At 45.0% G+C, this 26,466-nt stretch carries 23 protein-coding genes; 15 read left to right on the top strand and 8 right to left on the bottom strand.

From position 1 onward, the window contains the following. Window positions 1–309: 309 nt before the first annotated feature. The 14 genes from LDL70_RS07400 to LDL70_RS07335 all read left to right on the top strand — a co-directional run bounded on the left by LDL70_RS07400 (window position 310) and on the right by LDL70_RS07335 (window position 13,675). The gene (locus LDL70_RS07400; protein WP_225688142.1) at window positions 310–1,314 is read left to right on the top strand and encodes an ABC-three component system protein; all 1,005 of its coding nucleotides are present in this window, start codon (window positions 310–312) and stop codon (window positions 1,312–1,314) included. Further along, window positions 1,302–1,805, top strand: a complete 504-nt coding sequence (locus tag LDL70_RS07395; RefSeq protein WP_225688140.1) for an ABC-three component system middle component 2 — start codon at window positions 1,302–1,304, stop codon at window positions 1,803–1,805. The genes LDL70_RS07400 and LDL70_RS07395 overlap by 13 nt, the downstream gene beginning before the upstream one ends. Further along, a complete protein-coding gene (locus tag LDL70_RS07390) occupies window positions 1,802–3,685 on the top strand; it encodes a hypothetical protein (protein WP_225688138.1) in 1,884 nt (627 codons plus the stop codon). Before LDL70_RS07395 ends, LDL70_RS07390 begins: the two co-directional genes overlap by 4 nt. Before the next feature lie 116 nt (window positions 3,686–3,801). After that, window positions 3,802–4,188 carry a hypothetical protein gene (locus LDL70_RS07385; RefSeq protein ID WP_225688136.1) on the top strand — a complete coding sequence of 129 codons (387 nt, stop codon included), beginning with the start codon at window positions 3,802–3,804 and terminating at the stop codon, window positions 4,186–4,188. A gap of 119 nt (window positions 4,189–4,307) precedes the next feature. Continuing rightward, window positions 4,308–4,568, top strand: coding sequence for a hypothetical protein (locus LDL70_RS07380; protein ID WP_225688134.1), 261 nt, complete (start codon window positions 4,308–4,310; stop codon window positions 4,566–4,568). Then, the gene (locus LDL70_RS07375; protein ID WP_225688132.1) at window positions 4,558–4,932 is read left to right on the top strand and encodes a hypothetical protein; all 375 of its coding nucleotides are present in this window, start codon (window positions 4,558–4,560) and stop codon (window positions 4,930–4,932) included. Before LDL70_RS07380 ends, LDL70_RS07375 begins: the two co-directional genes overlap by 11 nt. Next, complete coding sequence (locus LDL70_RS07370) at window positions 4,925–6,859, top strand: tape measure protein (RefSeq protein ID WP_225688130.1); 1,935 nt, start codon at window positions 4,925–4,927, stop codon at window positions 6,857–6,859. Before LDL70_RS07375 ends, LDL70_RS07370 begins: the two co-directional genes overlap by 8 nt. Beyond that, a complete protein-coding gene (locus LDL70_RS07365) occupies window positions 6,859–7,683 on the top strand; it encodes a hypothetical protein (protein ID WP_225688128.1) in 825 nt (274 codons plus the stop codon). Before LDL70_RS07370 ends, LDL70_RS07365 begins: the two co-directional genes overlap by 1 nt. Continuing rightward, window positions 7,680–9,869 carry a hypothetical protein gene (locus LDL70_RS07360; protein ID WP_225688125.1) on the top strand — a complete coding sequence of 730 codons (2,190 nt, stop codon included), beginning with the start codon at window positions 7,680–7,682 and terminating at the stop codon, window positions 9,867–9,869. The genes LDL70_RS07365 and LDL70_RS07360 overlap by 4 nt, the downstream gene beginning before the upstream one ends. A 12-nt stretch (window positions 9,870–9,881) precedes the next feature. Beyond that, window positions 9,882–10,979 carry a hypothetical protein gene (locus LDL70_RS07355; RefSeq protein ID WP_225688123.1) on the top strand — a complete coding sequence of 366 codons (1,098 nt, stop codon included), beginning with the start codon at window positions 9,882–9,884 and terminating at the stop codon, window positions 10,977–10,979. Beyond that, window positions 10,976–12,085, top strand: a complete 1,110-nt coding sequence (locus tag LDL70_RS07350) for a hypothetical protein (RefSeq protein WP_225688121.1) — start codon at window positions 10,976–10,978, stop codon at window positions 12,083–12,085. The genes LDL70_RS07355 and LDL70_RS07350 overlap by 4 nt, the downstream gene beginning before the upstream one ends. Before the next feature lie 285 nt (window positions 12,086–12,370). Then, window positions 12,371–13,093, top strand: coding sequence for a glycoside hydrolase family 19 protein (locus LDL70_RS07345; protein WP_225688119.1), 723 nt, complete (start codon window positions 12,371–12,373; stop codon window positions 13,091–13,093). A 105-nt stretch (window positions 13,094–13,198) separates the two neighbouring features. After that, window positions 13,199–13,354, top strand: coding sequence for a hypothetical protein (locus LDL70_RS07340; RefSeq protein ID WP_225688117.1), 156 nt, complete (start codon window positions 13,199–13,201; stop codon window positions 13,352–13,354). Between the two features lie 96 nt (window positions 13,355–13,450). After that, a complete protein-coding gene (locus LDL70_RS07335) occupies window positions 13,451–13,675 on the top strand; it encodes a hypothetical protein (protein WP_225688115.1) in 225 nt (74 codons plus the stop codon). 91 nt (window positions 13,676–13,766) lie between these two features. On the opposite strand, the gene LDL70_RS07330 is transcribed toward LDL70_RS07335, so the two are convergent. Continuing rightward, window positions 13,767–14,492, bottom strand: a complete 726-nt coding sequence (locus LDL70_RS07330) for a UPF0489 family protein (protein ID WP_225688113.1) — start codon at window positions 14,490–14,492, stop codon at window positions 13,767–13,769. A gap of 181 nt (window positions 14,493–14,673) precedes the next feature. On the opposite strand from LDL70_RS07330, the gene LDL70_RS07325 reads away from it, so the two are divergent. Next, window positions 14,674–15,729 carry a DNA cytosine methyltransferase gene (locus LDL70_RS07325; protein WP_225688457.1) on the top strand — a complete coding sequence of 352 codons (1,056 nt, stop codon included), beginning with the start codon at window positions 14,674–14,676 and terminating at the stop codon, window positions 15,727–15,729. 1 nt (window position 15,730) lies between these two features. On the opposite strand, the gene LDL70_RS07320 is transcribed toward LDL70_RS07325, so the two are convergent. The 7 genes from LDL70_RS07320 to dcm all read right to left on the bottom strand — a co-directional run bounded on the left by LDL70_RS07320 (window position 15,731) and on the right by dcm (window position 26,457). Further along, window positions 15,731–17,416 carry a response regulator receiver domain gene (locus LDL70_RS07320; RefSeq protein ID WP_225688111.1) on the bottom strand — a complete coding sequence of 562 codons (1,686 nt, stop codon included), beginning with the start codon at window positions 17,414–17,416 and terminating at the stop codon, window positions 15,731–15,733. Next, window positions 17,403–20,633, bottom strand: a complete 3,231-nt coding sequence (locus tag LDL70_RS07315; protein WP_225688109.1) for an ATP-binding protein — start codon at window positions 20,631–20,633, stop codon at window positions 17,403–17,405. The genes LDL70_RS07320 and LDL70_RS07315 overlap by 14 nt, the downstream gene beginning before the upstream one ends. Window positions 20,634–20,846: 213 nt before the next feature. Next, window positions 20,847–21,266: a very short patch repair endonuclease gene (locus LDL70_RS07310; protein ID WP_370637790.1), complete on the bottom strand. Its 420-nt coding sequence runs from the start codon at window positions 21,264–21,266 to the stop codon at window positions 20,847–20,849. Between the two features lie 64 nt (window positions 21,267–21,330). Continuing rightward, the gene (locus LDL70_RS07305) at window positions 21,331–22,050 is read right to left on the bottom strand and encodes a hypothetical protein (protein ID WP_225688105.1); all 720 of its coding nucleotides are present in this window, start codon (window positions 22,048–22,050) and stop codon (window positions 21,331–21,333) included. A gap of 263 nt (window positions 22,051–22,313) precedes the next feature. Beyond that, a complete protein-coding gene (locus LDL70_RS07300) occupies window positions 22,314–23,564 on the bottom strand; it encodes an LlaJI family restriction endonuclease (protein ID WP_225688103.1) in 1,251 nt (416 codons plus the stop codon). Window positions 23,565–23,586: 22 nt separating this feature from the next. Further along, on the bottom strand, window positions 23,587–25,149 hold the full coding sequence (locus LDL70_RS07295; protein ID WP_225688101.1) for an McrB family protein: 1,563 nt from the start codon (window positions 25,147–25,149) through the stop codon (window positions 23,587–23,589). A 66-nt stretch (window positions 25,150–25,215) separates the two neighbouring features. Continuing rightward, entirely contained in the window at window positions 25,216–26,457 is a 1,242-nt protein-coding gene (gene dcm, locus LDL70_RS07290; protein WP_225688099.1) for a DNA (cytosine-5-)-methyltransferase, read from the bottom strand. Window positions 26,458–26,466: the final 9 nt, after the last annotated feature.

Raw genomic sequence — 26,466 nt, 5'->3', positions numbered from 1 at the left:
AGCGCAACAATCGTAAAAGATCGGAAGGAAAGTACAAAATACGGAGGATCATAGGGCCGTCGGCGATATAAAGGTTAACTTTGTTTTGAGAAATGTTTTGTAGGATATGCATTTATAGTTTCGATTTTGCATGTTGTTAAATGATGGTGGACAGGATGATGTCTGCTGTCGCAAGAATAAATCAAGTAGGAAGGCGATTCGAACTTAATAATATTTTCGATATATATCGTTCAATCCTATGGGTGACGTTAAATTTGGCCATGTTTGGTGGAGTTGGACGAATGGTATTTAAGCAATATAAGATATGCCATGGGAAATAATTACGATTATCGGCGACAATTACTTGCTCTGGATGATGACCAATTAGAGGAATTTGTTCGGCAGTGGGCGCTAAAAAAGGCCGAATATATCAAAGTCGAACGCTTTACTGGTACAGGGGATATGGGGCGAGACGTAGTTGGCTTTTTGTCATCACAACGGCATGAAGGGGCTTGGCATAATTATCAGTGTAAGCAATACGCCCGTACTCTCCCCACTGAGGCTGGTATCTCAGAGCTTGGAAAAGTTCTGTATTATAGCTTCAAAGGTGAATTTACGGCGCCTGATAAATTCTTTTTCGTTGCGCCACGTGGAATAAATCGAAACCTGAAGTCTCTTATTTTTAAACCATTAGCGTTCAAAGAAAAAATGATCGCGGAGTGGGATAAATATTGCGCTAATTCAATTGTCGAGAAGAAGTATATCCCCCTGGATGATGAATTAAAGGCGTTTATTTTAGCATGGGATTTTTCTTGTATTGATCCAATTTCTGTTGACATCATGCTTGCTGATGAAGCCGCCAAGTCGGTGCTATATCACTGGTTTGGTGCGGATCCGGGTCCGGCACCGGTCGGTATCACTCCGGCTGATATTCAGACTGTGGAACTGCCTTACATCCAAGGATTACTAGATGCATACAGCGAACGAGAAGGCTGTATCTTTGCCGATTTTGCCGTTGCCGGCGCGCATAAAATGCATGGGCCGCATTTGAATATACAGCGTGAGAGGTATTTCGATGCCGATGCATTTACTCGATTTTACCGTGACAACACTACTGTGAAGGATACCGAAGATCTCCGAAATGAAATTCTACACGGTATCTATGAGACGCACATTTCCAAACATGAGGACACACTTTCGCGCATCAATGCGGTGATGACTCAAGCCGGTAATACACAACCAGCGGGGCCGCTTGCAAAATATGCCCGAACCCCCGTCAAACAGGGCATTTGTCATCACTTTATTAATGAAGGACAGCTGAAATGGAAGTTGTAGAGACAACTCAATCTACACCGCTTTTCAATAGTGCACTGGAAACGGGGGTACGCGCATTAGTTTTTTTGAATGCTGCGTTTCCTAAAAGTTTCGATCTCACTGAGTTGACATGGTTTGACCACCTTGTGGTACACACTGCTGATGTTGGAGGCCCAAAGAGCCTTCATCCGGACTTACCTCAGCGAACAGGCGAATTACTGGTACGTCGTCGCGTTGTTGAGGAGGGCGTTCACCTGATGCGGCGTCTACATATGATCAATGCTGTAGCCGGTGATAATGGTATTGCTTATTATGCGTCTGATGATGCTTCTGCGCTGGTCGAGACTATGCACACCCCCTATGCTTTGGAGCTTAAAATCAGAGCGGAATGGTTAACAGCCCAGTTGAAAAACTTTACAAGTGAACAGCTCACAGATCTTATCGAACAAAAAATTGGGCGGTGGGCAGTTGAATTCCATGGTGAGGGTGGATTGGAAAGGTCTACGTCATGACCACTTCCAATCATTTTATGTCCATTAAGGGCCTTTCATTTACTGGGCCACATCGACCATTAGCCGATGTTGATTTCGACCATGGCCTGAATTTGATATTTGGTGCTTCCAACACTGGCAAATCCTTTATGGTCAAGGTACTGGATTTCATGCTCGGCAGTTCTCGGCCGATTCCTGAGATCAGCGAGCGCGATGGTTACGATCGTGCCTGGCTTTCCTTGACCCTGCCCACTCATGGCGATGTTACGCTAACGAGGGCACTCGCTGGAGGTGCTTTCGAGCTCCACAATGGGCATGTATCGTCACTTATGATGGACCAGAATGTTCGTGCACTTTCGGCGCGTCATGATCATTCTAACAATGACAATGTCTCGCAATTTCTTCTCAATGATCTTGGCTTTGGCAATAAGTACATTGCTGTGGACGCCAATGGAAAGAAGCGAAGTTTGAGCTTTCGCGATGTTATCCGTTTTTGTTTAGTCGATGAAACTACTATCCAGAGTGAAACGTCTCCTATAGAGGCAGGACAATATACAACCATGACAGCTGAGCGTAGTGCGTTCAAGCTGTTGTTGACGGGGGTTGACGATAGCGCTGTCGTTCCTGTCGTGAATAAGACTGTATTCAAAACTCAGACGAATGCAAAGTTGGAGGTCCTCGATGAGATGATCGCTAGCATTGACGAAAATATCGCAGCTGATTTTCCTGATATTGAGGGGTTAGCTGAGCAGGATCAAACGCTGAGTGGGACATTTCTAGTGGTACAGGAAGAGGTGCAACTCTCCCAAGATAACATAAGAGCACAGCTTGATCGTAAGAGAGATGCAGCTCAAATAATGGCGACGATTCAGCAGCGACTAACTGAGGTTACCGTTAATCTGTCTCGTTTTGCTCAACTCGACGAGGTTTACACGTCAGATGTACGGCGACTGGAGGCAGTTGAGGAGGCCGGGTTTCTATTGCTTTTGGGGGGCGATAAAGATTGCCCTTTGTGTGGCGCAGTGCCAACTGCACAGCTCCACGATCACGGCATAGCAGATGTCGAAAAAATTCGTATTGCCTCTGTCATGGAAATTGAGAAGATCGTCAAACAGCGAGCCTCGTTGGAAGAGACAATTCAGTCATTAAAAATAGAGCGAGAATTACTAACTACGGAATTTTTTGCACAAAGCATCGAACTGGATCTGGCGGACGAGGAAATTCGTCGATTGTCGCCAGAAGCGCGAGAAAAACAGCGGCTTCTTACTGAACTTACAGGAGTTCGTGATCACGTTAAGCGAGGGATAGGTCTCTTGGCTCAGAGGCAGGCTTTGCTCGATAGACGAGCTGAGCTAGCAAGTATCAAGCCTGCCTCTAAATCTGATAAACCACGCCTTGGTGTATCAGGCACCGTAGCTCATGACTTCGCTCAGACAGTTAGTGACGTTTTGGGTGAATGGCAGTTTCCTGGAAAGCGTCATGTAACCTTTGATGATGTTACCTATGATCTACGCATTGATGGTAAACATAGACGAGATAACGGTAAAGGTGTGCGTGCTATAACGCACGCAGCCTTCAAGGTAGCGTTGCTAATCTTTTGCCATGAAAGAGGTCTGCCGCATCCAGGCTTTCTAATACTTGATACGCCTCTGCTAACTTACCGTGATCCTATCAGATCAAAGGAAGGTCCTTTGGCTGCCGACGAACAAGACCTTCGCAATACTTCTCTACGTGACTTCTTTTTTGAGCATTTAGCTAGCCTTTCTTCTTTTGCAGAGTTTATTGTTATTGAGAACATTGATCCGCCAGCGGGTATCGAAAAATTAGGGCATACTCAGGTGTTCACATCAGATCCTATGGCAGGGCGCTTTGGCCTCTTTCCGCCTGGAAATGGTACATAGTGACATCGATCAGTTCTCCGGGAGAGATTTATCACAGCATAAAAGAAGGCGGCTCAGGTCGCCTTTTGTTTCAAACACAGCCTCGCTCACGCGGGGCTTTTTTATTGGAGGTCATAATGGCGATTTCAAATATCGTAAAATATGAGAGCTCATTCGATTATGAGCTGTTGCACCCTGTGAATGGTACGGGGCTGAAAATCTGGTTCACACTTGTGTCTTCGGCATCAGATAGTGTGAAAAGCGTCATCCGCCGGCAGATCGATGCCAATTATGAACGGCAGCGTAAGGGAAAGTCACTGAAAGCCAGTGATGGTGAGGTGCAGATCATTGATCGTATCGCTGCATGTTTTCAGTCATGGAATTGGAACGGACAGGAGTTCCGCGACGGGCAGGGTGTGCCGGAGTTCACACGGGAAAATATTCTGGATGTTCTCTCAGTTGATTGGATCTTTGATCAGGTCAACAAACAGGTGAATGACATTGAAAATTTTACCGGGAGCTAGAGGCGGGGCTTGTTGAAGCCGTCTCGACCTTTATCCGGTACGATACGCTGGATGAAACCGGTGAAACACGGCGGCAGCGCAATGAACGGTTTTTCGCTGCTGATAAAAACAAGAATGTCGTGATACCTGAAGCAGGTCATCATTTGTGGGGCTGGTTCTGGCAGCTCTCTAATGTGCGGGCGAGTACAAAGCAGCCGATAAGCTATCCGGACATCGATAGTTGGGCTCGGATTACCGGTACACCGGTTACGCCTGAAGAATGTTCAATCATCATCGCTATGGACGCCATGTTCCGCAAAACTCTTGAAGAAGAGATTGCGGCGAATTCTGCGCGTGCTGAAGCTCGTCAAAAACAGGGAAATAAATCTCATGGCCGGTGATATTGCCTCTCTTGGTATCTCTGTTTCTGTTGACGGTGCCAGGCAGGCAGTTTCAGATCTGGATAATCTGTCGTCATCATCCGGAAAGGCGGAGAAAAGCGCTGCAGGGCTTACAAGCGGACTTGGACTGCTAAAAGGAGCGCTTGGTGCTTTGGGTGTCACTCTGGGACTTATGGTTTTTAAAAACGCAGCGGACGGCTGGTCAGATATGACAAGCCGGCTGGCTCTTACCGTTGGGAGTGCTGAGAAGGCGAGCGCTGTTATGGAGCGCTTGCAGTCTGTGGCCAAGAATACCTATTCGGATATCAATACGACGACTGAAAGCTTCATTGTGAATGCCGGTGTGTTGAAAGAAATTGGGTAAGTCAACCGCACAGGCACTTGATTATACAGAGGCTTTAAATAACGCTCTGGTTGTATCCGGAGCAAAGGCAGAGACCGCGGCATCTGTTCAGGAAGCACTGTCCCGAGCCATGGCGCTTGGTAAACTGCAGGGCAATAATCTGAATACTGTTTTGGCGAAAGGCGGGCGTGTCACTCAGGCTTTGGCTGATGAACTCGGCGTTTCAACACTGCAGCTCCGTCAGCTTGGCGCTGATGGCAAGATCACCGGTGATGTTCTTTATAATGCGCTGACAAAACGAGTTGTTGAACTGCGTGAAGAAGCTGAGAAGATGCCGGCCACGCTTGGCGATGTGGGAACGGCCTGGGGCAATGCGTTTACCGTGATCATCGGGACAGTTGATCAGGCGACCGGTGCTTCCGGAGCGCTCGGGCAGGCTCTGTATGACATGGGCTATGAGGTTGCCGGTTATGCCAATAAAATTGCTCAGGTCTTTGTTGCAGCACAGATCATTATTGGCAATGCATATACTGTCATCTCAGGGGCTCTTAGTTCTCTCACTGGTGATTTTGATAGTTCAAGTGCACTGATAATTGCCGGCACCGGTTTGCTATCTATGGCCTTTGCCCAGCTATCATATGTTCTGCTGACATCAGTAGTCGGAGCTTTTAAAGCAGTTGGTGCGGCCATGCTGGCCAATCCGTTCGGACTGCTGATCGGTGCAATCGGAGTTGCAATTACAGCGTCATATCTGTTCCGCGATGAACTGGCTCAGATATTCGGTTTTGATGTGATCGATGCTGCCAAAGACAGCGTGAACAAAATCATCGGCGCGTTTGTTGCCGGCTATAACATTATCGTAAAATACTGGGAAAACCTGCCCGCCATGTTCTCGGCGATCGGTGCAAAGGCATGGAATGCTCTGATTGAGCAATTTGAGGCCGAAAGCCTTTGGATTGAAATCGGCGGCAAAAGGTTCACGTTGTTTGATGGACTGGATTTGTCAGGTTTCAAGAAAAACGTGACGGATACTCAGAAGGATATCATCGCAGATGCGAAATCAATCTGGGATGACGCATTAGCTGAGGATTATGTTGGTGCACTTAGCACAGGGCTGGAGAAAGTCTGGAAGTCTGCTGATGAAGCCGTCAGTAAGATCAAAGACCTGAATGCTGAACTTGAAGGTGATGCCAAAGAGCCGGCAGGCGGGGCACTGGGTGCATCCGGTGATAAAGGCAAAGGCGGCAAGGGAGGGCGCTCCCGCGCGGATCGCGCCGCAGAGAAAATCGCCCGTGAAATGCAACACCGGCTTGAAGCTTTACAGGATGGTTTGCGCACGGAAGAAGAAGCGCGGGCAGCGGCCTACTTGCGTGACCTTGAAACTCTGCAATGGCATCTGGAAAACAAGAAGCTGACAGAGCAGGAATATCTGTTCTGGCGGGAACGGCTTGAGGCTGATCATCAGGCTAAACTGAATGAAATCCGTGTGCAGCAATATACCGGTGCTCTGGATGCGGCTTCTGATTTCTTCGGAGCCATGTCCTCGATGCAGGATAGCGGTAATGCGGGCATGCTAAAGGCTCAGAAAGTCTTTTCTGCAGCTTCTGCGCTTATTAATGCTTATCTTGCAGCCTCTCAGGCTCTGGCTGATCCGACAATTCCGTTCTGGGGTAAGTTTGCTGCCGTTGCGGCGGTTCTGGCAAAGGGCATGTCCCTTGTGGCGGCAATCCGATCAGGATCAAAGTCCTCATCCGGAGGTGGCGGAGGCGGATCGGCTTCTTCACCGCAGGCAAGTGCGGCACCACCGGAAAAACAGCAAAATAGGCAGCAAGCCATTGAGCTCAAAATGCATGGCGAAGTGTTCACTAAGCAGACGGTTGCGGATCTCATTGAGAAGATCGACGAGATGGGCAGCGACAATCATCAGCTCATTATCAGGACTGCCTAATGTCAGTTGTTATTTCTCAAAATATTGCTCTTACACAGCTGGAAAGCGGTGGAGCGAATAAACCGCTGATCGGTTGGCATAATCTGGTGCAGAGGAGCAATATCCGGGCAGACATTGAGGATCAGTACTTTCCCGCGATTAATCTGGCCAATCCTTCAACCGCTCAGCAATGGCGTTCAACGGCAACAACCGAACAGTCGCTGTATGTGAGTGTCCAATCAACCGTTCCCGTGGATTATATCGGCATTGGTCGTCACAACCTTGGCAGCAGTGGTGCAACAGTTTCTGTTGAGGTTCGATCTGCAGATATTCCGGACGAGTGGCGAGTGGTGTTCACCGAAACTATTCTGCCGGATGACAGCCCTGCTATTTTGCGCTTTGAACCGGTCATTGCATTAGAGGTGGCTGTCCGGATTAAACCAGCATTTTCGCCGCCGCGAATTGGTGTGCTTTATGCCGGCCGGTTGACTGTCATGCAGCATGGTATGGCACAAGGTTTAACAGCACTGCCATATGCATATGACACTGAGGTGGTGACCGGACAGGCCGAGAGCGGTGATTATCTCGGGCGCATTGTTACGGGACAATCAAAATCCCTGAGTTTCGAGTTCGAATATATCAGCTACAAGTGGTTCAGGCAGCATCTGGACGAATTTGCAAAGGCTTCCATGGTGAAGCCTTTTTTCTTTGCGTGGCTTCCCCAGGAGTTTCCCCGTGATTGCGGGTTTGGCTGGCTGGAAAGCGATATCCAACCCGTCACAGAACGGTTTGAGAATGAGCTCATTGTGAATTTCTCCCTGCAAATAAGAGCGATAGCCGTATGAAACGACTGACCTTCATAGAGATCGATCTGGACTACTGCGCTCTGCGTTTCGGTGAGGGCGCTTGTAATGCAGCAGTCGGCGAGAAATGCTTTAACACCAAGGCGACATGCAAGGCGCGGCCGCGTTTTGTGAATGAGCCTGTGACGCTACGGTTCGCTATAGGTACAAGTTACCTGCCCGAGAGTGGTATCGATTATACGGCGGCCTGTATTGAGGATATCTCCTTCATGCCAGCAACAGTTTCGCTTGGCGAGAATCTTGGTACGAGAGCGTCTTTGGATGTCACGATGAGTGATTTCCTGTATCCGGATACGGGGAAAGGCTTCGATAAATATGTGCAGGAGCGTAGCTATGATCCTTTTGAGAAAGGGACATTCTGGGGGAAGTTTCGCGCCCGCCATCCTTATCTGCGCGGACGGGCAATCCGGCTGATCCGCGGGGAGCTTGGACAGTCTCTTGAACAGATGGAAATACGTCACTTTGTGATGGAGAGCTTTCAAAGTGCATCACTTGATGGCCGGTATAAGATCGTCGCTAAAGACGCTTTGAAAATGGCTGACGGCGGCAGAGCAAAAGCACCGGTGGTTTCCCGCGGGTTTATTGTATCGGGTATCACAGCGAGTGCTACGACGGCCGTTATTGCACCTGCCGGTATCGGTGATCTGGAATATCCGCAATCGGGTGTGGTGAATATCGCGGGTAAGGAGATCTGTTATTTCACCCGTTCAGGAGACACACTCGTACTGACCCGAGGGCAGGAAGGCACTCAGGCTATCGAGCACAAGGCGCAAGATCGTGTTCAGGTCTGTATCCGCTACAATGGTCAGGATCCGGCAGATATCATTCGTGATTTGTTCGTGAATTATGCAGGCGTGCCGGCTGAATATATCCGGCTTGATAACTGGAAAGCGGAGACCGGTGCGTTCCTGCGCCGGCTCTATATCCGAATTATTGCTGAACCGACTGCCGTTGATAAGCTGGTCTCTGAACTTATCGAGCAGGCGGCTTTATCTGTATGGTGGGATGATGTCAGCCGGACAATTCGTCTCGCGGTTTTGCGCAAGATTGAAACGGATGCTGCCGTGTTTGATGACAGCAGTATTCTCAAAGGTTCGCTTCAGATTACTGAGCAGCCACAGCGCCGCTTGTCTCAGGTCAGTACATATTTCGGTATCACCAGTCCGCTGAGTAAGGCGTCTGAGCCTACATCTTATCACTCAATGCAGTTTGATGTGAACTTAGAGGCAGAGGATGATTATGGCGGCGCAGCAATCAAAACAATCTATTCGTCATGGGTACCACGCTTCGGCCGGCCGATTGCTCAGCGTGTGAATGAAATCATGCTCGGCCGGTTTGTGGATCCGCCACGGCAGTTCCGGTTTAGCACTTTTCTCGATCCTGATATTCAGCCGCCGGTTCTTGGTCGCGGCTACCGGTTGTTTGCACGTCCGCTTCAAAATGCTGCGGGTGATCAGGAGGCGGTACCGATCCAGATCACACGGCTTCTACCGACTGATACAGGCTTTGACATAACCGCAGACGAAATGCGCTTTGTTGAATTCTCAAGTGAAGATCTGGATAACCGCACGATCATTATAGACAGTAATACGCTGAACTTTAATTGGCGCGTGGCTTATGATCAGCTGTATCCGTCGCCGACTGCTAATGATGATATCGTCTGTATTGTTTCTGCTGGTGTCATTGTTGGCTCGCAGAGTGTTTACCAGCCGGCATTTGATGTTGGTAGCTGGCCATCCGGATGCAAACTGACCTTGCAGGTTAAAGGCCGCATTCAGGGTAAAGGCGGTAATGGTGCTTTCATAAACCCTGATATTCAAGCTGAAACCGGTGGCGATGCTCTCTACACACGTTATCCCGTGCGCTTAAAGGATAATCATCAGATCTGGAGCGGCGGTGGCGGCGGCCTTGTGCAAACTGCCGGTGGCGGTTTCCGCTACGGCGGTGGCGGCGGGCAAGGGTATCTCGCCGGATCGCAGATGCTGAGCAATCTTGCAGCAAGTTCAGAGCAACCGGGAATGCCCTCCATAGGATATCCCGGTGGCGCTGCAGGACAGACAGGTGGTGGCGGTAACCCCTTTGCAGACTGTGGCAAGGCAATCAACGGACATTCATTTATTATTTTCGACGGTGGTCAGGGCGATATTCGCGGGCCACGTGTGAACTGACGGGATTGAGCTATGGCATTTGCAAAGTGGCATTCAACCATCACTGATTTGCAGGGCAATGTTATTCCCCGTGCATTTGTAACTGTACGGGATGAAGCGACCGGTGCTTTGGCCGTACTGTACGAGGATCGGGAAGGCGCCATTGGTCTTGGGAATCCGTTTCAGGCCGATAGCGAGGGATTGGCAAGCTTTCATGTACGTGGCGGCGCTTATCATATCGCAGCCTCTTTCCAAGGCTCAGGGCGGGAATGGCGTTATGTTGGTATCGGTACTGCTCAGGAGCTGGATGCGGGCGCTTATGGTGCAGCGATTGGCTGGGATGCAACGGAATTAACGCCGGACGGTCTGAATAAACATAGCGGTGCTGTCACAGGGTTTCGTGTTCTGGTCATCGATACCGGGGATCAACGTGCAGCTGTTTATGAGAAAATTGCGAATGGCTGGAGCTCGCCGATCTATCTTACGGGAACTCAAGGCAAAGACGGGGCTCCGGTACAATTGTCTATCGGTACTGTTGCAGCAGGTGATACCCCATCAGCTACGATAACAGGGGAAAGTCCGGAACTTGTTCTGAATTTGGTTCTCGTGCCAGGACCTGTTGGTGATGTTACTCCGGCAGCACTTGCAGCTCAGACCGGAGCAGAAAAAGCTGAGAATAATGCAGCTGCAAGCGACCTGTCTGCAGCACAACATGCAGCGGATGCAGAAGCCTCGCAGATGCTGGCGGATCAGCAGGTAGTCTTTGCTCGTGAATGGGCTCAAGCGCCGGTTGATGAGCTGGTGGATGATGGTGAGCATCAAGGGTTCTCAGCTCGGCACTGGGCTGAAAAAGCCAGAGAGAATACTGGTAGCGGCGTAAAAAGCGTAAACGGTCACAGCGAGGCCGAAGTTCATCTGACGGCTGCTGATGTTGGTGCGGCCACAACAGAACAAGGCGAGTTAGCGGAAACCGCTGTACAGCCGGAAGACTTGAACACTTATTACACCAAACAGGAAATTGACCAGCTGCTCAGTGATTATGCGAAGAGCGCAAATCCTCAGTTCACAGGAATTGTGAGAATCGACGGAGACCTCATGGCAAGTGGGGACATCGGAGCCAATGTATCATGACACTACCTCTTTCCGGTATGATGACGGCAGCGATGATTAATGCAGAATTAGGGCGTGCTTCTAACGCGCATTTTTCATTAAATGATCCTGCTGTCCGAGCCTTAGCTGAAAAACCATCAGGGAAGATCATGTTCAGTGATTTCTATGGCAAGGCCAATGAGCTCGTTGTTAAAGTCACAAGCGCCACGCAATATAACACCCTGATTAAGAGCTTTTTCACGCCCGATGACTGGGCAAGTGACAAGGCTAAAAGGCTTATTATCAGTGGTGTTGATTTTGGCAGCATGTCGGGAGCAGCGGCATTAGCCATTACAGATGCAACATCAGGGCAAGCCGGATCGTTCGGCGGTAAACTGACACTTGAGATTGAGGCCGGAGCCTTCATATCGGGAAGTGGCGGTAAATGGCCTGTAGCCAGCGCAGGTAACGGCGGGATTGCTCTTCATGCCAATTTTAAAGGAAGAAACGGCAACAATCTTCAGTTGATTAATAAGGGGATTATTCGTGGCGGCGGTGGCTCGGGCGGACAAGGCGGGAAGGGCGGCGGCGGTACCTATGCTCAGAATGTTACTGTCAGAGAACCAACGGAGGGGGATCTTCGCGGCAATGGTTACGGATGGACCTGGGTTAATAACTTCAGTCGCGTTATTATTAGCTGGGGTGGGCAAGAGCTTTTAAGGTGGGATAATCAGAGTTTTAGTACAATGTTTTATGACATAAACGGAGCGAGATATTACAGAGGAACTCCGGATGGTGGGGTGAGCGGAACCTCATTCTTTAAGATCTATCGTACATTCGAGCAAAACCAGAATGTTTATACTGACGGTGGCACCGGTGGTGCAGGCGGGACTGGGCAAGGTTTTAACTTGGCGTCAGGTATCGGTGCCTCGGGTAACGCCGGAGGAATGAATGCCGGCCGCGGTGGAAATGGCGGTCATGGCGGCATGTGGGGAAACTCAGGAGCCAATGGGGACGCTGGCATAAACGGCAATAACGGGAATGGGTTGGTTGGCTCGTCGGGCGGTATAGGCGGTGCTGCAATCGACAGTATAGCCAATGTGGATATTGTCGAAAACAGTGGCCAGATAAATGGTCGGCAGGAATAAGCATAAGTGGATAAAGCCAGGTCAACTGTCGTGGCGCCCCTGCTTGGCTTCAGTATTCGGACTGAAGCCAAGCAGGCAGTCTTTTTACAGCATTCGGCTGAAAAGAGCATATGCAATAGCGCCGACGCAAAGCACGATAATTGTGATTAGACCGGCATACTGTTTCATAGCTTCACCCCATAAAGATTAACGATGAAGCCTTCCCATAGGATGTATGTGCCTGGAAGGCAAATTTCCCAAATAGCCGCCCCTTGAGGCGGTTTTTTATTATCCAAAGGAAGCTCCATGAATATGAATCTTGGCGATACTCGTCTCTTGATTGAGGCGGGGCGAGAGCATGGACTATTGCGCAATCAAATGGCCTATGTGCTGGCGACTGCGTACCATGAAACCGCGCATACTATGAAGCCGATCAATGAGAAAGGCGGTGACCGGTATATTCGTTCAAAGAAATACTGGCCTTATATCGGGCGCGGATATGTTCAGATCACATGGCGGGAGAACTACGTGAAGGCTGGAAAGGCGCTTGGTGTTGACTTCGTGGGTAATCCTAAGCTTCTGTTGAAGCCGGAATACGCTGCGCCAATCCTCATCATTGGTATGCAAGAGGGCTGGTTCACGGGTAAGAAACTGTCCGATTACATCACTTTGCAAAAGTCTGACTTCCGTAGTGCTCGACGCATCGTCAACCTGATGGATAAGGCCGATCTGATTGCAGGCTATGCCCGTGCGTATGACAAGCTGTTACTTGCTGAGGGGTATGGCGTTGAACAGGTTATCGAAGCGCCGGCCAACGAGGTTCTGCCGGTACCAGAAAACACCGAGCCAGTCGGTAAGTCCAAACGCTTCTGGACGTGGCTGACGGCTGCGGCTTTACCTGCGCTTGGTTTGCTGGATTGGCGCGTACAATTGGCTTCCGTGGTCATTGTCGGCGGTATTGCGGGCTATGCAATTTATTCCATGCCGCCGGTCAAAGCCAAGATCGCTAAACTGATTGAGGCTCTCTGATGAGGCTGACACTTCAACACATCATTGGCGCGGTAATCGGAGGGGCAGTTTCAGGCCTCTTTTTTTTATGCACTCGGAATTCATGACGGCAAGCAACGGGCGGCAATGAAAGCCGCCCAAGCTGTGACACAGGCAATCCAGAACAGGGCAGGGATTAATGAGACAATCGACAATATGGATGGCATTGCTCTGTGTATTGAGCTTGGCGGGATGCGCGACCAGTGCGAGCAATTGCGCGGGCTGGCAGAAGATCAGAGTTAAGCCGGAGACGGCGGTCTATTTGGCTGTAAATGATCAGAGCGCAGGCAAAGGCGTTGCGGGTCATAATGCCTATGGGAAAAAAGCGGGGTGCTGGTGATGGCAACGCCGACACAGGACACGAGAGACAGAGTTATCCGTATGGAGGGGAAGGTTGAGCAGCTTGAGCGCAAGATTGATGATCTGGACGCAAAGGTCACAGAAATGCATCAGCTACTCACTCAGGCGAAGGGTGCCCGCTGGATGCTGATGCTTATGATTGGTGTAGGTGGGTTTGTAGCAGCAAAAATCACACCGTTGTTCCATTTAGTTTTCGGCAGATGAAAATGATAGCGGTGTTTATTTGCAAAGATATATAAGCAGACAGAAAACAATCAGGCCTTATGTTTGGATCTGAATTTTGCAGACTGATCTTTTATGCGGATAAACTAAATTGCTTGCCAAGGATAGAAAGTACCTTGGTAGCCATCGCTTCAGTTTCTTTCCATCCTGGTGTATAGGAATCCGGAGTTAGACAAAGTGTTATGACAGATATTTTGTCTTTCTCGTTCAGTCGATTTATAGTTTCGAAAATATTGCTAATATATTCGTCGCTAAACATTTGGATGCACGTTTCATCCTTTGTCGCATAAAAATAATCAAGATCAATGTTTACAATCAGTTTATTTGGATTGTTTTCTAGCCAGTATTCTAAATTATCAGGAATTGCCCAAGGCATTTTTTCGGTTATGTTTTTATATTTTGGTTTGTCTCCCTCATTATGTGTTGCTGAAATGAAGTCAGTCAGGTGAACACCAAATTGTTCAATGTGAATCGAGAGATAGTTATCCCATCGGATAACAGGGCATGAGATGTCATTAATTCGATAATTGGCACCTAAATAATCGTCGATGCTTCCTTTAATGTCAGGAAGGCGTTGTATCCACTCATCTAATTGACCGGTTAGAGTATCGTAATGCCGGTCTATGTGTAAAAGTTGGTGTGGTTGGGAGAGGTCTGTGAGTTGTGCCCAGCACCAAAGAGCAGCCCTGTGATTGTCCATTACAAAAATGTTGTCGGATTGATATAGAAAATTTTGGTTTGATGAGCCGGAATTGTTGTAACCTTTGAACGGAACATGCTGTATCCATTTTATCGTCATTTTTCACCGCAATATTTTTCAAAGAGTTGGATGGTTTTGTTAAACTGAAAATGTGTTTACAACGATCCTTTATGCTAAACAATTCTTAGTTAAAGCCATATAGTGCTTTGCATATGTAAAGCGCGTTAAGCACATCTGTTTATGCGTAGTAATAATTCGGACTTTAAAGGAACCTGCTTTGGTGGCGGAAAATCGCGGGAAAAAACCGACAGCTATTGATCTTTTTTGTGGAGCCGGCGGGCTGACACTGGGTCTTAAGCAAGCTGGGTTCAAAGTCTTGGCTTCAGTTGAACTGGAGGAGATCCCGCATAAAAGTTATCTGCTTAATCATCCGGACGTAATAAGCTACAAACGTGATATTCGAAAACTTGGGGTTGCAGAATTACGTAAGCAGCTAAATCTTAAACGTGGTGAGCTTGATTTGCTGGCGGGATGTCCCCCATGTCAGGGCTTTTCAACGCTAAGAACAAGAAAAAAAGCACTGTCCTTTAATGATGATCGTAATGAATTGATGTTTGAGTTTTTACGGCTTGTAGAGGGACTGCTGCCAAAAGCTGTGATGATGGAAAATGTTCCGGCTTTGGCATATGACGCGCGCATGGTTGTTTTTTTGCGACGTCTGTCAACTCTTGGTTATAAGGTCGGACGAAGGACAGTTCAAATCGAAGATGCAGCTGATTATGGTGTGCCTCAGCGGCGTCGTAGAATGATAATGATGGCCACAAGATTTGGGCAGGTCGAAGCAGCCCAAAAGACGGTACATGCGACAGTTCGTTCGTGTTTGACAAGAGCAGCATTAGCTCCGGTTGGCTCTTCCGGAGATCCGCTTCATGATCACATTCCCATTCGTGCTGATAATGTACAGCAAATTATTGAAAGCATACCTGTCGATGGTGGCTCTCGAGGTTCGTTACCTGAGCATCTTGTTTTAAAGTGTCATAAAGACAAAAAAACAGGATTTCGTGATGTGTATGGACGAATGTGGTGGGATCGGGTTGCTCCAACAATGACGAGTGGTTGTGATAATCCATCCAAAGGGCGTTATTTGCATCCTGCGGAAAACAGAGCAATTACTTTGAGGGAGGCAGCATTGTTTCAAAGTTTCCCTGCATACTATAAATTCGACCTGTCAAAAGGACGAGGTCGTGTTGCATTAATGATTGGTAATGCATTGCCGCCTGAATTTATCAGGCGGCATGCACTTCAAATTAAATCGGTGCTTATTTCCCAAGAATAAACTATTCACGAAAGGGCTCAAATTGATCATAACCAACACGAGCCAGTTCATGACTTACAAGCTGTGCAAGTTGAAGGGCTTTCTTATACTTCAAATTTGCAAGCCACCGATATTCTTTACCATCCTCTGCCTTGATCAAGTATTTTTTAGAACTTTGATTATAAATCACGTCAATATAAGGCTTTTCTTTGGTTATTGCTCCAAACGGAATTGATAAAGATTTTGTATAGCATCTCTTAGGGATAACTAACTCAATAAGATTGTCATCTGAATCAGATGTTACATTGGGAGTAATGATTTGAGCAACTGCATTTTTTTCAGCAATATCAAGTGGAATAAAGAAAAAATATCCATCTCCACGCACAGTGTCACATGTAGCTTGCAAACAAAGATAATATTCACTGTCGGAATTTTGCAATACCGATCCTAAGCCTAATCTAGGAGGAGTTTTTTTATGGATTTCACTTAACTCAGTTGATTGGGTGCTGGTAATAAGCATGAATTTTTTCATGGAATTACTTGCATCAGTTGAGTTGTCATGGAACGTATTGGTAAGATTTTTTTCTACATCTCCTTTCGATGGAATGCTATTATTAGTGTTATCTTTTATTGATTTTGCTTCTTTTCTGCTTTCTTCGGACCAGCCATCGTAGCCTTTAATGACAATATCATATATATCTTCTTTTCTTAAATTAAATACTTTTTGCCCTTTTTTGCTCTCGTAAGTAAATTTAAATGTTGAATTATTTGATTTATAGAGATCAATTCTATTTTTTATTGCTTCTTCGGATGTATATGTTTCTGTAACTTTTGATTTTTCTATCTCAGCTTTTAAAGCGCTAAGTATGATAGATACCGCGTAGTCTTTTGAGCTTTCGTTGCCCTTCAATTTTGAGTGGTGATGGAAATATGGTGCGTCCATATCAGACGTAAATTTACTCAATATATGATGAGTTGTGTCTCTCAATTGAGCAATGGTTGCTAGTGCTACATTCGTCAGCAGGCCAGATGAGAGTTTAGAAAACTCTTCAAGTAATTCCTTTGGTAGGTTCTCCTCACTTACACCCAATCCATCTTCTCGAGAGTTTGTTTTCTTTTTTTTGAATACAATTCTTACATTTTTTTTGTATGTAAGAGCATTGTCGTCAAGTGAATACGTAAAAATAAAACTTTTTTTTGCTAATGCGGTTTTGATTGAATTATAGATCTTTTCACTACTTACTTCACCACTATATATGGCGATAAGGCGTAATCTGGAACCGATTTCTAAATCCTTCTCCAATATACGCGCAATTATTTCAGTAGCTAGTTTTCCATTATCACTTGGCCCTGATGAAGATTGAATATTCCAATCAAGAGATATTATGTCTGCTCTGCGAGCAGCCATAACGACTCCTTCAACAACATTGTCTTCGTCGCCAGTCGGATTGACAACCGAGCAGATTATTCCCGACTTAATTGCTGCTTGTACTAGTGCTCTAGCGTTGAGCGGATGAGATGGCAGAGGTGCACTTTCTGTATCCTCGCTCACTGGTAAAGTAGAGCTAGTCTGATTTCCACGGCTGGGTTTACTTAATTTTTCTACATTGGAAAAATTAATTTTTCCATCACTAGGTTGATCATCAAAAACAATCATTGTTTGAGCGAACGCGTGGGCCGCAGCCAATTGATCATTAGAAAATGCCATTTTGCTTCTTCTTATTCATACCAAGAGTTATACGGAAGGTTGCACCATTGTTAATTTTTGGCTCGTCAACCATTAAGTCGTGACCTAAGCGATGTAGTATTTGTTTGGTTATGTGTAGTCCTAAGCCTCTTCCTCCTGGTTTTCGACTGAAATTCATCTCAAATATATTATATATATCTTTATGACTGACACCAGGCCCTGTATCTCGTATACAAATATCACCATCATCAAGGATTAATTCGACTTGTCTCTCATTGTTGTTTGATTGAGTTGCCCAATAGAGTGCATTGTCGACAAGATTGATGAATACAGGGTAGTAATCAGATCTATAGCCTACAAATTCTTTGTTCTTAAAATCATCACTTGCATGCAGTTTTATGTTTTTATTTTGTATCGTCTGTTGAAAAACATCTGTTAAGTATTGATATATTTCAGATCCATAAAAAAGTACTTTTTTACGTTCTAAACGACGGTCTAGTGGCGTGAAAAGATTTAAATAATTGTCAAGGTGTTCAAAACTGACACGTAGATCATTGTACACTTGCTCAAGATTCGGATTGGCATTTGCCCAAGAGCTTAAACGGCGAATTCCGTCTCTTAAGCTAGCAGCAGTTTTACCAAACTCATGATTGATGGTGTTGAGCGCCATACCTATTTGGGTAAGCTCTAAATCTACATCTTGACGCTCTCGCAGAGCAATATTCTCTTCTTCTAAGGCTTCTGTTACATCGACCAGATTTACGCTTTGCTGATAGGTAAATGAGAGTACAGACTCTAATTGCTGATATAATGCATTCAGCTGATCTTCCTCTGATTGATATGTATCATTTACGCGCTCTTCAAAGTTGTTTCTTTGTGAAGTATAATCAAACTCAGCTGGGAGGTCATTTCCGAGGCGCTGCAATTCGCCCATAATTTCTTCAACTGTTGAGCTCATAGTACGAAAACTTTTTTTCGTTTTTTCTCGGACTGATGAGTTAAGTTGTGTTAAGGTTTCTTCGGTTTGTTTTTTTAGAGTGTGAATGCTTTGTGATGCACGCTCACCTAAGCCCTTAATTGTTGAGTCTAATCTCTCTGATACACTCAGATTTATAACGCCTGAGTGAGCATAAGACGTAATCATTTTCTCAAATTGATCTTCGACATCTTGGAATAGATGGGTTTTTAGTTGTGCAAATTGATTTTGATAGGAGAGCCATTTATTTAGCTGTTCTTTACTCAACCCTACGCCTGAAGGTTTTTTAATTTGAGCTTTATTTCTTATTTGTTTTAGCTCTGACTTGAAGTTAGCTTCGATCAGGCTAACTGTATGACTTTTTTGCTCAACAGTTCGATCACTAGTCGCTTCACGATTTAATATATCAACAAAATTTGAATGTAGGGCTTTAACTTCAGAGTTAAACTCATCATTATCACACCTATCAAAAAACGTATCTAAATGCTTTTCAAAGCTATCCTTCTTGCCTTTTGATTGCTTTTGATATTTTTTTCGTACAGCATCAAGTCTGGTTAATTCGTTTTTAACTTCCGACCATTCCTCAGAATACTTTCCACCTTCATTGAAAAAATCAGTGGCAGTATTTGTAAAGAAATTTATTAGTATACTTCTGAATTGCCGATAAGCTTTGTCTTCTCGGAAGCCTTCACGACCAGCTTTCTCAACTAAACGATTGTTGTCAAATTGATTAAGAGTAATTGCTCCCATCATGTTGCGGAATGAATAATAATGTGTAGATGCTTTTTTAGTTCTTCTTCTTTCAATGGCGAGAAAATCATAATCCGATCCGCCATAAGGTTGTACACGTATACCATCCTTATATATATATAGTCCTCCGTGCCGATTCATTTTAGTTTTTATACTAGCATGTATTGCATGGTCTACACGTGTATGTTTTGTATCTGGTTGGATAACTGCAATTGAAACACTAAATGGTCCGCATAGAGTCTTGCGTCCGTTAGTATTTGGTCCATTTAATACATAATCAACCGGTTTTTTTTGATAAATACTTATAGTTCCTTGAAATTGACCATATTCATCGAAATGGCCATGGAACTGATGGTCAACAGACAAAAATTCTTCAGGCGTAAAGAATATCTGATCCCCTAGGCGCTCAATAGGCGCACCTTCGTCAATATAGTCTCTAAATTTAACAGCAATGTTAGGGGGAGAGATATTAGGTGTCATAGTATTAGTGAAGCCAATCAGATTTCGTTCAAAACGAGTTGGCACGTCGGATTCCTCCCGTGTATCAATATCATCTTGAATAATACTATCTGCTGGTAGAATGAAAAAATGAGTTCCTGTTTCATCATCTTTGAAGGTGGATCCTGATAAATATGTGTAAATATTTTCTGGATCTACTGTGAAATTATCCATTTCTTGTAGAATAGAATTCAGATTATCAGCAGATATACGGGATTCTAATGGCTTGGAATAATTCAATATTACCTGAAGGGCATTTGGATCAATATTTTTTTGTACTAATTTTGCCTGATTAATCAGTGCTTGAATAGATTTAAAGCTGATTGTGTTATTGGTTTGGTATGACCCGAGCTCTGTGCGTTTTGCTTCGTAAAGCAAAGTTTCTGGCTCAATTGTCTGGTCGGATTTTATAGCCGTGTTTATTATATCTTGAAGCGCTTCGACATTTATCATTCTGGCTAATTCTTCAAGGCTATTCTTAGCTTGAGAAACCATAGCTTTAACGTCATGGCCGTTAGGTATTTTACCGATGTCAAAAACTTCTACAGGAATTGTTAATTCATCTAGATCAATACCAGGGAGCTCAAATAATCCCCAATGAATGTATGCAGCAGTGATATATGGTTGAGATTGTCCGTCAACTTTAGCTCTGGTTAGAACTAAAACTTGACGTCCAATCACTGCAATAGCTAATCGGCCGATACCTTTTTCACCTAAAAGAGGTCGCGCTGATTTATTCGGATCCGCAGGAGGACTGGAAAGGCCAGCTTTGGATCCTACTTTGCTGTCGGTTCCGATAGTGAGCCATCTTTCCTCAAACGCTTCACGGGTCATCCCTAGGCCGTCATCCCTGAGTATAAATAACCCGTCGTCACGAAAATAATCTACCTCAGCATTATCAGCATATGCGTCGTGCGCGTTTTTAAATAATTCACTAATTGCCGTTGATATGCTGGCAATTTGCTGCCGGCCTAATAAATCAATTGTTCTGGCCCGAATGCTAAACTTAGCCACAATAAAATCCTCTTAAGGCGAAATGCGGGTTACGCGAATCCGTCTGCTGTTTATCAAACATTATTCACAAAATATAAATCTTACAAATATTGTGAGTTTTTTCATTCTAAAATTGTCAAAAATGATGTTGATGAACTTCGCGGAGTTTCTGAACGTCGAGATATTTAATAAAAGGTAGTTGAGATATAGAATGATTTTGATATTGAAATTTTGTTATTTACATTTTCCTGATATATTTACTTCATTGGAAGCAGCATATAGCCAATCCACTATAGTGTTATAAATTTGGTTGTCTGATAGTTTAGCAGGTCCTTTTAAGCTGCATTCCCAAATAGTACAGACACGCCAACCGGCCGAGATGAGTGCGGTTTGATGCAGTTCGTCATTTTTCTTATTTCGGCTGAGTTTATTAATCCAGAACTCCTGATTGGATTTTGGTAATTTGAATTGATCACAATCGTGCATGTGCCAAAAGCAGCCATGCACGAAGATTACCGCTTTGTATTTGGGTAAAACGAGATCCGGCTTTCCGGGAAGATCTTTAACATGAAGACGATACCGGAAGCCGGCCGCGTGCAGCATCTTCCGGATCTTCATTTCGGGCTTTGTATCTTTGCCCTTGATCGCAGCCATGTTTTTGCTGCGTATTGCAGGGCTGTGCACGTCGGTCATATGTGTCGGCGACCTTTAAATTCTGTTATGGTTTTATCAGACCCATTAACCGCAAGAAACCACTGTTATCGTCAGCGCCTTTCCATCTGTTCGCAAATTTACAAACAATCTGCAAATTGCCTTTTTCATAATGGCCATTGCTGTCAATTCTATCCAGAGAAGCACTGAGCTCAGGGTCATCCAGATCAGTATCAAATTGAAGTGGTAGCTCTGTTAGAGCACATATGCCTTCTTGATCAGAGATGAGATCCTCTACGTGTTTACGTAGTTCCTCCTCAGTGAAATCGATAATGTTTTTGATCTTTGCGGTAGATTCAATCGTTCTTCCGTCTGCCTTCTTGACTGTTTCAAATGCTGTACTAGCCATTCTGTATGCCGCAATTTGTTCTGGTGAAAAATGCGTAACAGGATTTTTCTTCGATTGTTTAGCGTCTGAGGTCCATTTAGGCTTGGATGTCCATGGGCTGACATCATGGTCATTGATGAGTGCAATTATAAATTCAGCGACCTCTCTATCAGGGCTGATTTGTGTGCTTTGATTTGTAATTGATCTGACAACGAGAGAAGGTAATGACGATAATCGTAACGGTACACCTTTTTTGCTTCTGTCAGACCATTTCTGCGAAGCTTTATTAATTGATATAAACGGCCCGGTTATATGGGGTGGACGTGCAGGTTCATTGAGGATGTAATAATCTTCATTTTTTGTAATGGTCCACCAGAGCTTATCTTCTTCGCGATGCAACCACAGGTCACCGTTTGTGTTCGAGGCACATTCTGAGAAGTTATACCACCTTGATGCCGTACTACGGGGAACCGTATTGCCTCGGCTCGATTTTACAAACTTAATAGCGTAGTCAATAAATCCGTTCCGATCTTTTTTTTCCCAATATGGAAACATCGCAGGATCTATAATTGTAAGGATTTTGCTGTCCCTGAGGCAGTCATTCCATGCAACATTGTTATTTCCGAACAAAGATACGATTACCCGCATACCAACCTCGAGCTTTATGCTTTTAAAAGTTTGATTGTTTTGTTTTTCAGATAATTTTCCATAACCGTATTGATGCTTAGGTAGTAACAGTGAACAGGTGGAAAATCAGGTACAGTTTTCTTCCCTGATGAAAGAAATTCTATCCGGTCGTAAGTGCTGTGATGGTTTTCTTGCGTTGGGAAAACGAAGCATGTTTCAACAGGTACGTCGGGCTCAATGGTTTCTATGGCCGTTTTGTAAGCAATTTGCTTAATAATATCCGGAATACCAGGTGAATTTTGAGTGCTGGTGCCTGCATAGTATTTTGCATCGACCACTATAAGCCGATCAGCATGGCGCAATACGATATCCGTACGCATTCCAGAAGCCTCATAAGCCACTCCAGTAGTGGTTATATAATGTGGCTTTGGTAACTTAGTATTCCATAAAGGTTCCGCGCCGGCCAGCGTTTTGGCCAGCATATGTTCCCATACTGTATGGAAATCGCGTAATCCGCAGAAAAAGGATCCTTCAGGATTATCATTCTCTGCTTTAAGGTATTCAATCAGCAGTTTGGCGAGGTGAATGGATCGTGCGGAATAGAGGCCGCGCATGAATTTTCGCAATAGCTGTGGCCATTGATCCCTATGCCAACGTACTCGTTGCGGTGAGGGGCGCTTTGTATTCCCGAACTCTTCCTTAAGCCACCAAAAGTGTTTGTCGTATATTTCCGCTATAATTACGGATTGAATTGTAGCGAGAAAATTATCCTCTGAGCGCAGGGGCTTTGTTGTGCGGAAGTCTATATACACTGCTGTATTACCGCTCGGGTAGGGCAGCTCTTTAGCTATGGTTGCGGGCCAGTTTGTTTTTCCAGCATTAATCCCATGCACCTTAAGGCGCTCGCTATATATACCGTGCTCGCGGTAATCACGCGCAAGTTCGGATATAACCGGCGCAATAATACCGGATTCACCTTCGCTGTAATGGATGGCTGCTCTTTGTGCACTGGTGCCGAATTTTTTAAGCACATTCATCGTCAGCTGAGCGCATTGAATTTCTTGCGAGATCGTTGCCCCGCTGACAGGAAGTGACTTTCTCGGCACAAAACAGTAAGTTTCATTTGCTCCGAGTGTTACCAGACCCGTGAATTGAACTCGCTTCCGATCAGGAGATATAGCTCCGTACCGGACAAGATAATCGTACAGCCGCCAATGCTTTTTCTTAAGTTCATCGGCGGAATGACGATCTTTAAATATTTGCGGATGCAAAATTTTTAACTTCATATTATCATGACTGGTTGAAAAATCATGAGTTTGATATCTCTAATGCATTTTCCTCATCTGAATCAGAACTTGTAGTTTGAAGTTCTGGACCTAATTCATCAAGAAAGTCTTTTGAGAATATTTGTTGTGTGTATTCATTCGCCTCGTGCAGACTTCCGTATGTTTGATAAGCTGAGTTGAATAAAACGTCTCGTTTGTGATGACGAAGTAAATCATCCCAGAGATATATTAGCAGCTTTCCTGACAGCTTTTCTTTTTTAAGTTCGTAATCAGACATGAACCTATGGCCAATAAGCCGGTCTTCATCGATTTTAAGTTGTTTTATCAAGTAGTCGTTTAGATGCGCGAGGAAGTTACTCCACTTATAATATTTCTCTCCACCTTCTCTTTGAATTTTTATAATGCCATTCGGAGCTTTAGATGGAGTAATCGCTATATATTCAGAAAGCCATCGGCGTCTAAATGCGGTGTCGAGTGGAAATACGCCTTGATCTGCTGAGTTCATTGTTGCGTAAATGGAAAGATTCTCAGGTAGGCCAAATTTCTCTGCGTTGTCGCCAGTCTTTTCTTTGTACCAGTTTTGAAATTCCTCTGAAGGAAAGTCTATCTCGTAGGAGCTGCTTCCGTCGGATTTCCGATCTAACAATAAAAATATTTCACCAAAAACTGCCGCAGCAGGTGCCCTATTAAGTTCCTCAATTATTAAGTATATATGTTTATCTGGGTTCAGTTTTGCTTTCGCTAAGGCTTTAGCAAATGGCCCAGGTGAGAACCGGTAGGATAGAGTTCCGTTGTCATTCGCGGGCTTTAGGGTTCCCACAAAATCACTATTCTGTGTGTCAGGATGGAATACAGTGCGGACTGTTTCCTGGTCCTTTGTGTTCTGATCTATCTGGTAGCTCTTACCTGTGCCCGGAGCGCCGTAATATAAAATATTTTTTCCCCGCACCGAGGCCGGGCTTGTATTGGATGAGTAGTGAATTTCATCGGATATAAATTCGTATAAATCACCCGCTTCACATATATCAAATATAAATACACCAAAATATTGTGCATTATTATTTGGTGTATTTATTGCAGATAGTACTCCTGAAGAAAATACGTCCTCAGTCGATCTAGCAATTAATTTTCCAGACTTAATATTAAATGCGGATTTTGTTATTGAGTTATTTTTTCCCGAAAATAGATTTGAAAATAAAAGTATATCCTTATCGTTAGCGAAGTGAGATGATAGTGAATTATTATTTGATATTATTTCATATAATTCATCTATATTTTGATTTGTTTCATTTGCTTCCTTTATGATGTCGTTTCTTATTTTTTCATAAAGTTTTATGTAAGTATAAAGTGATTCTGCGTATGGCTTGTAAATACGTGCATAATTAACATACTGACTTGGGAATAATGCTGTATTATTCCCCTTTATTTTTTTGGAAAAAGTGTAGTCATTGAACTTGTAATCTTCACCAAGTTTTGTTTCGAGTTTATTCTTTATTATCTGTGGAATTTTAAAGTCAGTCAAATTCTCATCTGATAATGTAATGTCTGGCCGAATTGCATCTAGATCGAAAAAATTAATTGGCATTCATTACAATCCTTAGTGCCTTACATCGCAATGCATACTTTATAGCATGAAGGATTGATTCTGTTACTAATCAAATTGGCCTGGTTGTGAGTTAGAAACTAATTGGGTTATACTTTTAGCAATAGCCCTGATTACCGGTACTGACACAGAATTTCCGAATTGTTTGTAAAGTTGTACGTCAGAGACAGCACTTAAATCATAGTTCTCTGGGAAGCCCTGAATACGCAGACATTCCTTTGGTGTCAGTTTCCTTGGGTTTTGCCCGATATCAGACTGATCAATCAGGATCTCACTGCCGTCCTTGTAATAACGCGCACTGATCGTGTTGCAGTACGGGCTCTCCTTAGTGAAGAGGCTGTATCCGAAACCATTGCCTTTGGCTTTGTGCTCTTCTTTGCGCCTTATGTGGCCGGCATAGAGGCGGTCAGAGATCGTATATTTAGGATCTACGTTTTTGTTGTTCTCCAGAACAGTCCCAAGCTTGGCAGTGCCTGGTTTCTTAAGGCTGCTGAAGAAATCTTTCAGGTTGATATCCGGAAATTTGTCGCGGTTGAAGCCGACGATATAAACGCGCTCACGATTTTGCGGTACACCAAAGTCCGCAGCCCGTAATACCTCATAGCTGACTTCGTAGTTCAAGCTCTGTGAGAGACTTGCACGGGCTTCCTCGGACATCGGAATATCATCGGGTAAATCAGGCACTGTGCGGCCGTTGAGGATATCCAGAATGGTTTTAAGTGTACGTCCTTTGTCGTGACCACGTAACTGCTTCACATTTTCAAGCAGGAAGGCTGCCGGCCGGCGCGCAGCAAGGATACGCTGGATTTCAAAGAACATGGTTCCGCGGGTATCAGAAAAGCCCTGTCTTAAGCCTGCCTGTGAAAACGCCTGACACGGAAAGCCGGCCAGCAGCACATCATGTTCAGGAATATCGCGGGCAGGGATCTGGGTGATATCTCCGCTTGGTTTCTCGCCGAAGTTTGCCTGATAGGTCTTCTGCGCAAATTTATCCCACTCAGATGTGAAGACGCATTCACCGCCGAGTTCCTGAAACGGCAGACGGATGCCTCCGATGCCTGCAAACAAATCGATGAATTTAAAAGTCGGATTCTCAGGGGATGGAAAGCGCGGCGAACTGGTCAAATTTTTAATTTCCAAAAGCATATGTGTATTCGGGGCATGTTCACCGTTTTCCCATCCGCGAACGGTTCTTTCCCCGTTCTCTTCAAGGCCCAGACGAACAGCCAATTCTTTTTGCGTTAATTGTAGTTCTTCACGTTTTGTTCTGATAATGATTGATGCAGACATGAATCGCTC

Source organism: Pseudochrobactrum sp. XF203 (genome assembly GCF_020341615.1).
GTDB lineage: Bacteria > Pseudomonadota > Alphaproteobacteria > Rhizobiales > Rhizobiaceae > Pseudochrobactrum > Pseudochrobactrum saccharolyticum.
The sequence above is the reverse complement of the archived record's forward strand: the minus strand, read 5'-3'. Positions and strand labels throughout refer to the sequence as shown.